Consider the following 12,455-nt stretch of genomic DNA (forward strand, 5'->3'; position numbering starts at 1 on the left):
ACATCGACCATACGGCCGTGCCCTCAGACACCCAACAGCGTGCCCGGCCGGCACCCGTCCGGAGATCATGCGTTCCACGCTCTGACGAGCAGTACTAGCAGCCTCCGACCCGAGGTCCTGGCCGAATAGTCAACGTTCCACCCATGAGCAACCAGCATCGGACGTTCGCCGATGTACTGGCCTCTGACCAACCGAAGTTGGTGAGAAGTGCTCCTTAGAAAGGAGGTGATCCAGCCGCACCTTCCGGTACGGCTACCTTGTTACGACTTCGTCCCAATCGCCAGTCCCACCTTCGACAGCTCCCTCCCACAAGGGGTTGGGCCACCGGCTTCGGGTGTTACCGACTTTCGTGACGTGACGGGCGGTGTGTACAAGGCCCGGGAACGTATTCACCGCAGCAATGCTGATCTGCGATTACTAGCGACTCCGACTTCATGGGGTCGAGTTGCAGACCCCAATCCGAACTGAGACCGGCTTTTTGAGATTCGCTCCACCTCACGGTATCGCAGCTCATTGTACCGGCCATTGTAGCACGTGTGCAGCCCAAGACATAAGGGGCATGATGACTTGACGTCGTCCCCACCTTCCTCCGAGTTGACCCCGGCGGTCTCCCGTGAGTCCCCAACACCCCGAAGGGCTTGCTGGCAACACGGGACAAGGGTTGCGCTCGTTGCGGGACTTAACCCAACATCTCACGACACGAGCTGACGACAGCCATGCACCACCTGTACACCGACCACAAGGGGGGCACCATCTCTGATGCTTTCCGGTGTATGTCAAGCCTTGGTAAGGTTCTTCGCGTTGCGTCGAATTAAGCCACATGCTCCGCCGCTTGTGCGGGCCCCCGTCAATTCCTTTGAGTTTTAGCCTTGCGGCCGTACTCCCCAGGCGGGGCACTTAATGCGTTAGCTGCGGCACGGACGACGTGGAATGTCGCCCACACCTAGTGCCCACCGTTTACGGCGTGGACTACCAGGGTATCTAATCCTGTTCGCTCCCCACGCTTTCGCTCCTCAGCGTCAGTATCGGCCCAGAGATCCGCCTTCGCCACCGGTGTTCCTCCTGATATCTGCGCATTTCACCGCTACACCAGGAATTCCGATCTCCCCTACCGAACTCTAGCCTGCCCGTATCGACTGCAGACCCGGGGTTAAGCCCCGGGCTTTCACAACCGACGCGACAAGCCGCCTACGAGCTCTTTACGCCCAATAATTCCGGACAACGCTCGCGCCCTACGTATTACCGCGGCTGCTGGCACGTAGTTAGCCGGCGCTTCTTCTGCAGGTACCGTCACTTTCGCTTCTTCCCTGCTGAAAGAGGTTTACAACCCGAAGGCCGTCATCCCTCACGCGGCGTCGCTGCATCAGGCTTGCGCCCATTGTGCAATATTCCCCACTGCTGCCTCCCGTAGGAGTCTGGGCCGTGTCTCAGTCCCAGTGTGGCCGGTCGCCCTCTCAGGCCGGCTACCCGTCGTCGCCTTGGTGAGCCGTTACCTCACCAACAAGCTGATAGGCCGCGGGCTCATCCTGCACCGCCGGAGCTTTCGAACCACCAGGATGCCCAAGTGGTTCAGTATCCGGTATTAGACCCCGTTTCCAGGGCTTGTCCCAGAGTGCAGGGCAGATTGCCCACGTGTTACTCACCCGTTCGCCACTAATCCCCACCCGAAGGTGGTTCATCGTTCGACTTGCATGTGTTAAGCACGCCGCCAGCGTTCGTCCTGAGCCAGGATCAAACTCTCCGTGAATGTGTACCCGTGATCGGGTCGACACCACGAGAGCGGAACCACCGGAGGAATAGTCCGATGGTTCACAGCGTCCTCGCTGTGTTTTTCAAAGGAACCTCGCCCCAGCTGACGCTGGAGACGGGGTATCAACATATCTGGCGTTGACTTTTGGCACGCTGTTGAGTTCTCAAGGAACGGACGCTTCCTTCGTACTCACCCTCTCGGGCTTTCCTCCGGGCGCTTCCCTTCGGTGTTTCCGACTCTATCAGATCTTTCCGATCCGATTTCCTCGGTGCTTTCCAGGTCGACGCTTCTCGCGCTTTCCTTTCCGGCGGTTCCGACTTTATCAGATCCTGATCGGCCTGACCCCCAGTCAGCAGGGTTCGCCTTCCCGGCCGTTGGGCCGTTCCGACGGGGTGAGACTTTAGCGGATTCCCGGCCCCCGAGCTAATCGGGGCCCTACGTCCTTTCGGGCGTGGATTCCTCATTTCGCACACACGCATGCCATTCCCGGTGACGGACAGACGTCTGCCGTCAGGGAGTGGTTGGTGCTTGCGGAATGGCTGCCCGGGGCCGACCGGAGTCGGTGCTCACGTCGGGCAACCCGGAGAACACTACGGATCGGCCCTGGGCGTGTCAAACCGCCTGCTCGTCCCGCCCCCGGGACGTATCCTCTCGTGCATGACGACGCGTACGTACCGCCAGTTCTGGTGGGCCGCCTGACGGCGGCCGTCCTTACGTATGCGCACACGGCCGCCGCTCCGGCGGCCGTTCTTGTTTCTCCCTCCGGAGCTCCGAGGGGCGGCCCGCCGGAGTCGGCGGCCCCGGCCAGGAGACGGAGAGAAGAGATGAAGCGGGTCTTCAGTGGGGTCAAGCCGACCGGACACCTGACGCTCGGGAACTACCTGGGCGCCATGCGGCAGTGGGCCGCGCAGGACCAGCACCGGGCGGACGCGCTGTTCTGCATCGTCGATCTGCACGCGCTGACCGTGGACCACGATCCGGCACGGGTGCGCAGGCTGAGCCGGCAGGCGGCGACGCTGCTGCTGGCGTCCGGGCTGGATCCACAGGTGTGCACGGTGTTCGTGCAGAGCCACGTCGACGAGCACGCCCGGCTGTCGTACCTGCTGGAGTGCGTGGCCACGGACGGCGAGATGCGCCGGATGATCCAGTACCGGGAGAAGGCGGCGCGGGAGAAGCGGCGGGGCGGGAGTGTGCGGCTGTCGTTGCTGACGTACCCCGTGCTGATGGCGGCGGACATCCTGGCCTACGGGACGCACGAGGTGCCGGTGGGGGACGACCAGACACAGCACGTGGAGCTGACCCGGGACCTGGCGGTGCGGTTCAACCAGCGTTACGGGCAGGCATTCGTGGTGCCGAGGGCGACGCACCCGAAGGTGGCGGCACGGGTGATGAACCTTCAGGATCCTCGGTCGAAGATGGGCAAGAGCGACGATGCCGGGCCGGGGATCGTCTACGTCCTGGACGAGCCCGACGTGGTGCGCCGGAAGGTCATGCGGGCGATGACCGACAGCGGACGGGACGTCGTGTATGACAGGGAGTCCCGGCCGGGGGTGGCGAATCTGCTGGAGATCCTCGCGGCGTGCACGGGTGGGAACCCGGAGGCGTTGGGCGGTGTATACGAGTCGTACGGGGATGTGAAGAGGGACACCGCGGAGGCCGTGATCGAGATGCTGCGGCCGGTGCAGTTGAGGCACAAGGAGCTGTGCGCGGATCCCGGCTACGTGGAGGGGGTGCTGCGGGATGGTGCGGAACGGGCGCGGGGCATGGCTCGGCCGACCGTGGATGCCGCTTACCGGGCGATCGGGCTGCTGCCGGCGGGTGCTGAGACCGGGGAGCCCGTGCTGAAGGCCGCTCGGTAGGCCCGGGGGCTGGTGGCGAGGCGCGATGCGAAGTGCTGGCGCATCGTGACCTCGCTGCCGAAGCCGGACCGGCGGGCGACCTCGGGCATGGGGAGGTCGGTGCGTTCCAGGAGGCGCTGGGCCGCGGCGATGCGCTGATCGAGGAGCCAGCGCAGCGGGGTCGTACCGGTGGCCGCGGCGAAGCGGCGGGCGAAGGTGCGCGGGGACATGCCGGCGTGGGCGGCCAGGCCGGCGACCGTGAGCGGTTCGTGCAGGTGGCGCAGGGCGTGCTCGCGGACGGCGGCGAGGGCGTCGGCGTCGCGGTCGGTGCGGGGCGTGGGGTGTTCGATGAACTGCGCCTGGGTGCCGGTGCGGAAAGGGGCGGTGACCATCGACCGGGCGATGGTGGCGGCGGCCTCGGATCCGTGGGCGAGCCGGATCAGGTGGAGGCAGAGGTCGATGCCGGCGGCGGTGCCGGCCGCTGTCCAGATGTTGCCGTCCTCGATGAACAGGGCATCGGGGACGAGGCGGACCCGGGGGTGCTGTGCGCGGAGGAGGTCGGTGAGGCCCCAGTGGGTGATGGCGCGGCGGCCGTCGAGGAGGCCGGCCTGGGCGAGGGTGAAGGCGCCTCCGCAGAGGGCGGCGAGGGGGGTACCGCGGGCGTGGGCGTGACGCAGGGCGTCGAGGACGGGAGGTGGTGCGGGGGTGAGGTGGTCGTCCAGTCCGGGGACGACGATCAGGTCGGCGTCGGCCAGCCAGGTCAGGGGGCGGTCGGGCAGGAGGGTGAGGCCGCCGCGCATGGGGACGGCGTCGGTGTCGGTGGCGGCCCGGCGCAGTTCGAAGGCGGGGGCGCCGCGGTCGGTGCGGTCGACGCCCCAGACCTCGGTGATCACGGAGACGTCGAAGGCGCGGATGCCGGGGAAGGCGACCAGGGCCACGCGGTAGGGCTCTGCCATGGGTGGCAGTAAACCATCGATCGATGACTTCTGTACCTCTGGGACGGGAGGTGGTGGGGCGGCACGATCGGGTGCATGGACATCGCGAGGAACGCGGCACTGGTGGTCGTGGACGTGCAGAAGGGCTTCGAGGAGGACGGCTTCTGGGGGACGCGCAACCATCTCGCGGCGGACGACAACATCGCCGCTCTCCTGGACGCCTGGCAGTCGGCGGGCCGGCCGGTCGTGTTCGTGCGGCACGACTCCGTCTCGCCGGGGTCGCCGCTGCGGCCCGGGTCCGAGGGCAACGGCTTCAAGGAGTACGTGGAGCGGCGGCGGGGGAAGGGAGGCGGGGCGGAGCTGCTGGTCACGAAGACGGTGAACTCGGCCTTCCTGGGCAGTCCGGACTTGGCGGCCTGGCTCCGGGAGGCGGGGATCCAGCAGGTGGTGCTGGCCGGGATCCAGACGAACATGTGCGTCGAGACGACGGCGCGGATGGGCGGGAACCTCGAATTCGAGGTGGTGGTCGCCTTCGACGCGACGTACACGTTCGACCTGGAGGGACCGTTCGGCTGGCGGCGGAGCGCGGACGACCTGGCGCAGGCGTCCGCGGTGTCGCTGCACGGCGGTGGGTTCGCGTCGGTGGTGATGACGGAGGAGGTGCTGACCGCCGCGCGGTGAGCCGGTGAGCGGCTGCGGGCACTCCGGCGCACTGGCGCACTGGCGCACTGGCACGCCGGCGCACCGGCCCGCAGGGGCTCGGGCGGGGCCGGCCGGTCAGTCCTTGGTGCCGGAGGCCAGCTCGCGGCTGCGGTCGCGGGCGGCTTCGAGGGCGGCGATGAGGGCGGCCCGCACGCCGTGGTTCTCGAGTTCGCGGATGGCGTTGATGGTGGTGCCCGCCGGCGAGGTCACGTTCTCGCGGAGCCGGACCGGGTGTTCGCCGCTGTCGCGGAGCATGGTGGCCGCGCCGATCGCGGACTGGACGATCAGGTCGTGGGCCTTGTCGCGGGGCAGGCCGAGCAGGATGCCGGCGTCGGTCATGGCCTCGACGAGGTAGAAGAAGTACGCGGGCCCGGAGCCCGACAGGGCCGTGCAGGCGTCCTGCTGCGACTCGGGGACGCGCAGGGTCTTGCCGACGCCGCCGAAGATCTCCTCGGCGTGGGCGAGGTGGGCGGCGGTGGCGTGACTGCCGGCGGAGATGACCGACATGGCCTCGTCGACGAGGGCGGGGGTGTTGGTCATGACGCGGACCACCGGGATGCCCGAGGCGAGGCGCTCCTCGAAGAAGGCGGTGGGGATTCCGGCGGCGCCGCTGATGATCAGGCGGTCGGCGGGGACGTGCGGGGCGAGTTCGTCGAGGAGGGCGCCCATGTCCTGGGGCTTGACCGTGAGGATCAGGGTGTCGGCCGTCTTGGCGGCCTCCTGGTTGGAGACGGGGGTGACTCCGTAGCGGGTACGGAGTTCGTCGGCTCGTTCCGGGCGGCGGGCCGTGACCAGGAGGTCGGCGGGATTCCAGCCCGCGCGGATCATTCCGCTGAGCAGGGCTTCGCCGATCTTTCCGGTGCCGAGGACTGCGACTTTCTGGGTCATGGCTGGGAGTGCCCTCCGGGGTGTGCGACGTCCTGGTTCATCCTCCCACCCGGGAGCGGCCGGACGCGGCGGCTGTCCGGTGGGCGGAACGGCGGCCGGGGCGGCCCGGGGAGGGCGCCGGGCCGGCCCGTGGCAGTGGACGTCAGGAGGTCCGGCGGCGCAGGGTGACCGCGCCGAGGCCCAGGACCAGCAGGGCGCACCCGGCGACGATCGAGATGTCCTGCAGGAAGGCGGCGGTCATGTCGGTGTGCCGCAGGACCTCGTTCATGCCGTCGACGGCGTAGGACATCGGGAGGGCGTCGGAGAGGCCCTCCAGGACGGGGTGCATGGCGTCGCGTGCGGTGAACAGGCCGCACAGGAGGAGCTGGGGGAAGATCACGGCCGGCATGAACTGCACCGCCTGGAATTCCGAGGCCGCGAAGGCCGAGACGAAGAGGCCGAGGGCCGTACCGAGGAGCGCGTCGAGGAGCGCCACCAGGAGCAGCAGCCAGGGACTGCCGACGACGTCGAGCCCGAGGAACCACACCGCCAGACCCGTGGCGAGGGCCGACTGGACGACCGCGAGGGCGCCGAAGGCGAGCGCGTAGCCGGCGATCAGGTCGCCCTTGCCGAGCGGCATGGCGAGGAGACGTTCGAGGGTGCCGGAGGTCCGCTCGCGCAGGGTCGCGATCGAGGTGACCAGGAACATCGTGATCAGCGGGAAGATGCCGAGGAGCGAGGCGCCGATGGTGTCGAAGGTGCGCGGGCTGCCGTCGAAGACGTAGCGGAGCAGGAGCAGCATCAGGCAGGGCACGACCAGCAGCAGCGCGACGGTGCGGGGGTCGTGGCGCAGCTGGCGCAGGACCCGGCCCGCGGTGGCGAGGGTACGGGCCGCGTTGAGGGCGCCGGCCTGGGCCGAGGGGCGGGCCGTGCGGGTGCGGGTGGTCGTGGTCATCGCGTGGTCTCCTTCGAGCGGTCGGCCGCGGCGGCCCGGTCCACCAGGTGCAGGAAGGCCGCCTCGACGGTCTCGGCGCCGGTCCGGGAACGCAGGGCGTCCGGGGTGACGGCCGCGTCCTCCGGCCGGGCGGTGTCCCCGGTGAGCAGTGCGCCGGCGCGCATCAGCAGGAGGCGGTGGCAGCGCTCCGCCTCGTCCATCACGTGGGAGGAGATCAGCAGGCTGGCGTTCCGCTCGGCGACGATGCCGTGGAACAGCTCCCAGAGGTCGCGGCGCAGGACCGGGTCGAGGCCGACGGTCGGTTCGTCCAGGACCAGCAGCTCGGGGGTGCCGAGGAGGGCGACGGCCAGGGAGACGCGGCTGCGCTGGCCGCCGGACAGGTTCCCGGCGAGGGCGTCGGCGTGCCCGGTGAGGTCCACGTCCGCGATCGCGCGGGTGACGTTCTCCCGGCGGCGGTCGGCGGCGGCTCGGCCCGGGTCGAGGATCGCGGCGAAGTAGTCCAGGTTCTGGCGGACCGTCAGGTCGTCGTACACCGACGGCGCCTGGGTCACGTAGCCGATGCGGCTGCGCAGCGCGGGGTGCCCGGCGGGGAGACCGAGGACGTCCAGGGTGCCGGAGACCTTGGCCTGGGTGCCGACGATGGCCCGCATCAGCGTCGACTTGCCGCACCCGGAGGGTCCGAGGAGTCCCGTGATCTGCCCGCGCGGGACGGTGAAGGCCAGGTCGCGCAGGACGGTGCGCGGGCCCCGGACGACGGTGAGTCCCTGCGCCCGGACGGCCGGGGTGCCGTCGGCGTCGCCCGCGCCGCCGGGCTGGGCTGCCGGGTGGGTCGGCCCGGAGAGGTAATTCATCATGTGATGAATAATCCTCGCGAGGGCACACCGCGTCAAGCGCGGAGCAGGAGGACGGAAGGAGAAGAGCGCGTCGGGGCGGGCGTGTCGTGTCACCGGTCCCGCCCACGGCCTGCGCCACCGCGCGGGCCCAGGGACCTGCGGTGCCGGCCGTCACGGCACGAAAGGAGCACCAGGGGAGGGTGCCGAGTGCTGCCGCGCTCAGGAGCGGCGGCGCTTCCCGGGGTTGCCGGAGCGGCGGCGGGCGGTACGACCGCTCACGGCAGACGCCGCCCGGCGGGCTCAGGACCTGGGGGTCGCAGCGTCACGCCACGACAGAGCACCGGAAGGGAAAGGTGCCAGGCACTGCCGCACTCATCAGGCGTCGGCGCTTCCGGGAACTGCCGGGGCGGCGCGCATGCCGGTCGGCCCGTCCACGGCACGTGCGCCGCCCGGCGGGCTCAGAACCTGCGGAGGTGCACCGTCACGCCACGAAAGCGCACCGGGCGGAGAAGTCGTCGGCGCGCCGGAAGGAGAAAGTGCCGGATGTTCCCGCGCTCAGGAGCGGCGGCGCTTCCTGGGGTTGCCGGAGCGGCGGGCGGTGCGCTTCGCGTACTGCTTGCGGGCGGTCTCGTACTCCTCGCGGTGGAGCTTCTCGCCGGGGGCCTCGGTGAGGGAGCGGAAGAAGTAGGCGAGGAGGGAGCCGACGAAGCCGATGGCCAGGAGGCCGCGCAGGGAGTTCTGGCGGTCCGGGTCCGGGCGGCGGCGGAAGCTGTCCCAGGTGTGGCGGAAGGCGAGCGAGCTGCACACGGCGAACATCACGACCATGAGGAGCGTGACGAAGCTGCTGACATCGGCGATCGCGAGGCCCTCGTAGGCGAAGCGCAGCACGAAGCAGGCGGCGATCGCCGCGGCGAGGGAGCCGACGCAGACGCCCACGCGGCGGGCCGCGTAGCCGTTGTCGTGGTCCACCCACGTGGTGCCGAAGAAGCGGATGGGCTCCGGCCGGGGACCGGCGGGAGTGCCCGGGGTGCCCGAGGTGCCCGGGGAGTCGGGGGCGCTGCCCGGGGTGCCGTTCGTTCCGTTCTCTGCTGTGCTCACGTGTCGATTGTGACTGGTCCCCCGCGGCGCCCGGCAGCCCCCTGCCGCAGGGCGCTGCCGGGCGCCGCCGAAGCCCGCCCTGCCACGTCCGCCGGGGAGGCGCCTTCCAGGTCCGTCCGCACCCCGGTCCCGCCGCAGCAGCCGGCCGGCCCGATCCCCGGTCGATGCCGGCGCGCAGGGGTGGCAGTGCCATCGGCATCGCCCGGCATCGCCGTGCTGGGCACGTTCTTCTTCCGCTCCGTCACCGGTCCGGCGGCCGGCGCGGCGGGACCGGCCGGCCAGGCGCACGCGTCGGTGTCGCCCTCGTCGCCTCAGCGGTGCTCCACGTCGTGGCGGCACTCGTGATGCTCGGGCTGCCCGGGCGGCGGCGGCCGAGGAGGGCGACCGGTGAACCGGAGCCGGTCACGGGCCGGCGCGGCCCCCCGCCGCGAGGCCCCCCGCCGCGAGGCCGCCGGGTGCGGTCCCGCTCGGCGCGAGGATCGCGAGGACGCCGGGCGGTCCCGGACGCGAGCCCGGTCCCGGCGGCTGCGCGGGACGGCCGGTGCGGCCGTCCCGCGGCGGCGGGATCAGCAGCGCGGGGCCACGTAGCCGTCGCTGCCGGTGTAGATGTACGCGTCGGAGACGTACTGGCCGCTGCCGATGCAGTCCCAGACCGACGAGGTGCCGTACGGGCCGGACACCCGGGTGCCGGTCGTCTGGCAGGTGATCCGGACCCGGGCGCCCTCGGCCAGGACGCGGACGACCGCGTAACCGGTGCCGGGACCGCTGCGGACGTTCAGCCGGTGGCCCGGGGCCACCGGGTAGGTGGCCGCGGCGGCCGTGACGACCGCCTCCGCCGCCTCCCGGCCGTCGCCGGCCGCGGTGTGCTGCGTCTGCTCAACAGACATGTGAATCCTCCCCCGTTGGACCCCACGCACCTCGTGGGGCCCCGTTGATACCCCGACGACACATCCCGAAACACCCGTTCTTTCCTCGCACGGAAAGGCGGTAGCGCCGCCTGGGTCCCGCACACACCATCGACTAGGCTCCCCAGCGTCGCGCGCGCGAACGAACAGCACGGGGGTGGTTCCATGGCGTCGCAGCGGAACACCGGGCCGGGCGCCGAAGCGGAACTTCCGGAGTACGCCGGTCACTACCGTCTGGAGTCCTGCCTGGGCTCGGGCGGCATGGGCGTCGTCCATCTGGCCCGGAGCACCTCGGGGATGCGCGTCGCGGTGAAGGTCGTGCACGAGCGGTACGCCATGGACCCCGAGTTCCGGGGGCGGTTCCGGCAGGAGGTGGCCGCGGCACGGCGGGTGAGCGGAGCCTTCACGGCACCGGTCGTCGACGCCGACCCGGAGGGCGAACGGCCCTGGATGGCCACCCTGTACATCCCCGGCCCCACCCTCAGCGAACAGGTGAAGCGGAACGGGCCGATGGACCCGGACCAGTCCCGTCGGCTGATGGCCGGACTGGCGGAGGCGCTGCGCGACATCCACCGGGTCGGTGTCGTGCACCGGGACCTCAAGCCGAGCAACGTCCTGCTCGCGGGCGACGGGCCGAAGGTCATCGACTTCGGCATCTCCCGGCCACGGGACAGTGAACTGCGCACGGAGACCGGGAAGTTGATCGGAACGCCGCCGTTCATGGCGCCCGAGCAGTTCCGGCGGCCCCGGGAGGTGGGCCCCGCGGCCGACGTGTTCGCGCTGGGTTCGCTGATGGTGCACGCGACGACCGGGCGGGGACCGTTCGACTCCGACAGCCCGTACGTCGTCGCCTATCAGGTCGTGCACGACGAGCCCGACCTGACCGGCGTGCCGGAGTCGCTGGCGCCCCTGGTGCTGCGGTGCCTCGCCAAGGAGCCCGACGACCGGCCCACTCCGGACGAACTCATGCGCGCGCTGCGGTCGGTGGCGGCGACGTACGACACCCAGGTGTTCCTCCCGGCGCCCCGGACGCCGGACCCGCCCGGCGGGGAGGCCGCACCGGAGCCACGGCCGGGCCCTCCGAGCGGCACCGCCGCGGACGCAGGGGCGAATCCGGCACCGGCTCACGCCTCGGCGGACCCGGCACCGGCACCGGCGGAGGAGTCCGGGAAGCGGTCCGGCCGGCGTCCCGGCAGACGGACGGTCCTGGTGTCCGGGGCGCTCAGCCTGGCCCTGCTCGGCGGAGTGACGGCGGTTCAGCTGGCGGACGGAGGTGAGGAACCGGCGCGGAAGGCCACCGCCGCCCGGAGCACGCCGGCCGCCTTCGGGACGTGGGAGAAGGTTCCGGCCCCGGACCGGGGCGGCATGCCCCAGTGCTCGTACGGGCGGGAGAACCTGTTGTGCGCGCTGCCCGGCCGGGTGGTCGCCCTCGACCCGTCCGACGGCCGCACCCGGTGGCAGCACGACGTGGCCCGGACGCCCCGCAGCGAACCCCCGGTCCTCGCGGGCGGCCTCGTCCAGCCCTCCCTCGACCGGCTCGGCGCACTGGAGGCGCTGGATCCCGGCAGCGGCGCATCGGTGTGGAGCAGGAAGGCGCCCGGCTACGACGGCGCGCGGGCGGTCGGCGACACGCTGCTGCTCACCCGGCCGGACGGAACGGTCACCGGTGTGGACGCCGCATCGGGCGACACCCGGTGGTCCCGCCGCATCCCCGGGCAGGCGGCGCCCTACTTCTCGGCGTTCGGCGGCGAGACCCCGACCGCGGAGGCGACGGACACCGCGGAGTCCGGAGGCCTCGCGAAACCCGGAGGGGCCGGTAGGACCGGCGAGGTCGAAGAGATCGCAGAGACCGCAGAGACCGGAGGTACTCAAGACACTGGACGGGCCGCAGCAACCGGAGAGCCCCGCAAGTCAGCGAAGTCGGCCGCGCCCGGGCGGGCCGATGAGCCGGCGGCCTACGCGGCGAGCCCGTCGGCCGACGGCAGCAGGACCCGTGTCACCGCGGTCGACCCGGCGACGGGTGACGTGCGGTGGGACGCGGACCTGGCGGGGTCGCTGACGCCCGTGGGGGCCGCGGACGGTTCCCTGTACCTCCTCGCCGACGGTGCCGTGTACGGGGACGCGAAGGCGGTGGTCCGCTACACGCCCCGGACGGGAGCCACCCGACGGGTGACGCTGCCGGTGCCCGTCGCCCAGGCGGAGGCCGGGCTGCGCGGGGACACCGTGTACCTCATGGGCGGGGGCGGCTCCCTGGTGGCCGTCGACCTGGCCGCCGGGAAGCAGCGGTGGCGGCTGGAGACGGGCGTGAGCCGCGGCTCGCGGCCGGTCTCCGACGGACGGCACGTGTACGTGACCGTGCCCGACGGGCGGCTGCTGGGCGTCGACGCCCGTACCGGGAAGCTCCTCGGGCAGACCCGGCCGCGGCTCGGCGACGACTCCGACCGGGTTCCCGGTGCGCTGCCCGAGCCGGTGCTCGCGGGCGGCCACGTCTACGCCGGCGCACCCGACGGCACCGTGTTCGGTGTGGCGGGGAGCGACCCGGCCGCCTGGTGAGCGAAGGGCCGCTCCCGTG

The 12,455-nt window shown here is 71.2% G+C and carries 9 protein-coding genes and 1 rRNA gene; 3 read left to right on the forward strand and 7 right to left on the reverse strand.

The genetic code is table 11. From position 1 onward, the window contains the following. Positions 1-218: 218 nt before the first annotated feature. Positions 219-1,747: ribosomal RNA gene (locus ACSU53_RS13355) — 16S ribosomal RNA — on the reverse strand. Between the two features lie 827 nt (positions 1,748-2,574). Between ACSU53_RS13355 and trpS the strand changes: the two genes are divergently transcribed. Further along, positions 2,575-3,609, forward strand: coding sequence for a tryptophan--tRNA ligase (gene trpS / locus ACSU53_RS13360; RefSeq protein WP_437027554.1), 1,035 nt, complete (start codon positions 2,575-2,577; stop codon positions 3,607-3,609). Here the strand turns inward: trpS and ACSU53_RS13365 are convergent. Continuing rightward, positions 3,540-4,544: a GlxA family transcriptional regulator gene (locus ACSU53_RS13365; protein WP_437027556.1), complete on the reverse strand. Its 1,005-nt coding sequence runs from the start codon at positions 4,542-4,544 to the stop codon at positions 3,540-3,542. The genes trpS and ACSU53_RS13365 overlap by 70 nt on opposite strands. A 75-nt stretch (positions 4,545-4,619) precedes the next feature. Between ACSU53_RS13365 and ACSU53_RS13370 the strand changes: the two genes are divergently transcribed. Then, positions 4,620-5,204, forward strand: coding sequence for a cysteine hydrolase family protein (locus ACSU53_RS13370; protein WP_437027558.1), 585 nt, complete (start codon positions 4,620-4,622; stop codon positions 5,202-5,204). 96 nt (positions 5,205-5,300) lie between these two features. Here the strand turns inward: ACSU53_RS13370 and proC are convergent, their stop codons facing one another. The 5 genes from proC to ACSU53_RS13395 all read right to left on the reverse strand — a co-directional run bounded on the left by proC (position 5,301) and on the right by ACSU53_RS13395 (position 9,865). After that, positions 5,301-6,113, reverse strand: a complete 813-nt coding sequence (gene proC / locus ACSU53_RS13375) for a pyrroline-5-carboxylate reductase (RefSeq protein WP_437027560.1) — start codon at positions 6,111-6,113, stop codon at positions 5,301-5,303. Positions 6,114-6,255: 142 nt separating this feature from the next. Next, the gene (locus ACSU53_RS13380) at positions 6,256-7,047 is read right to left on the reverse strand and encodes an ABC transporter permease (RefSeq protein ID WP_437027561.1); all 792 of its coding nucleotides are present in this window, start codon (positions 7,045-7,047) and stop codon (positions 6,256-6,258) included. Further along, on the reverse strand, positions 7,044-7,901 hold the full coding sequence (locus tag ACSU53_RS13385; RefSeq protein ID WP_437027563.1) for an ABC transporter ATP-binding protein: 858 nt from the start codon (positions 7,899-7,901) through the stop codon (positions 7,044-7,046). Before ACSU53_RS13385 ends, ACSU53_RS13380 begins: the two co-directional genes overlap by 4 nt. A gap of 534 nt (positions 7,902-8,435) precedes the next feature. Then, positions 8,436-8,978, reverse strand: coding sequence for an EamA/RhaT family transporter (locus tag ACSU53_RS13390; RefSeq protein ID WP_437027565.1), 543 nt, complete (start codon positions 8,976-8,978; stop codon positions 8,436-8,438). A 566-nt stretch (positions 8,979-9,544) separates the two neighbouring features. Further along, on the reverse strand, positions 9,545-9,865 hold the full coding sequence (locus ACSU53_RS13395; RefSeq protein ID WP_437027567.1) for an SH3 domain-containing protein: 321 nt from the start codon (positions 9,863-9,865) through the stop codon (positions 9,545-9,547). Between the two features lie 183 nt (positions 9,866-10,048). Here ACSU53_RS13395 and ACSU53_RS13400 point away from each other — a divergent pair, with 183 nt between their 5' ends. Beyond that, positions 10,049-12,436, forward strand: a complete 2,388-nt coding sequence (locus ACSU53_RS13400; RefSeq protein ID WP_437027569.1) for a protein kinase domain-containing protein — start codon at positions 10,049-10,051, stop codon at positions 12,434-12,436. Positions 12,437-12,455: the final 19 nt, after the last annotated feature.

It is taken from the genome of Streptomyces sp. enrichment culture (assembly GCF_964273255.1).
Classification (GTDB): domain Bacteria; phylum Actinomycetota; class Actinomycetes; order Streptomycetales; family Streptomycetaceae; genus Streptomyces.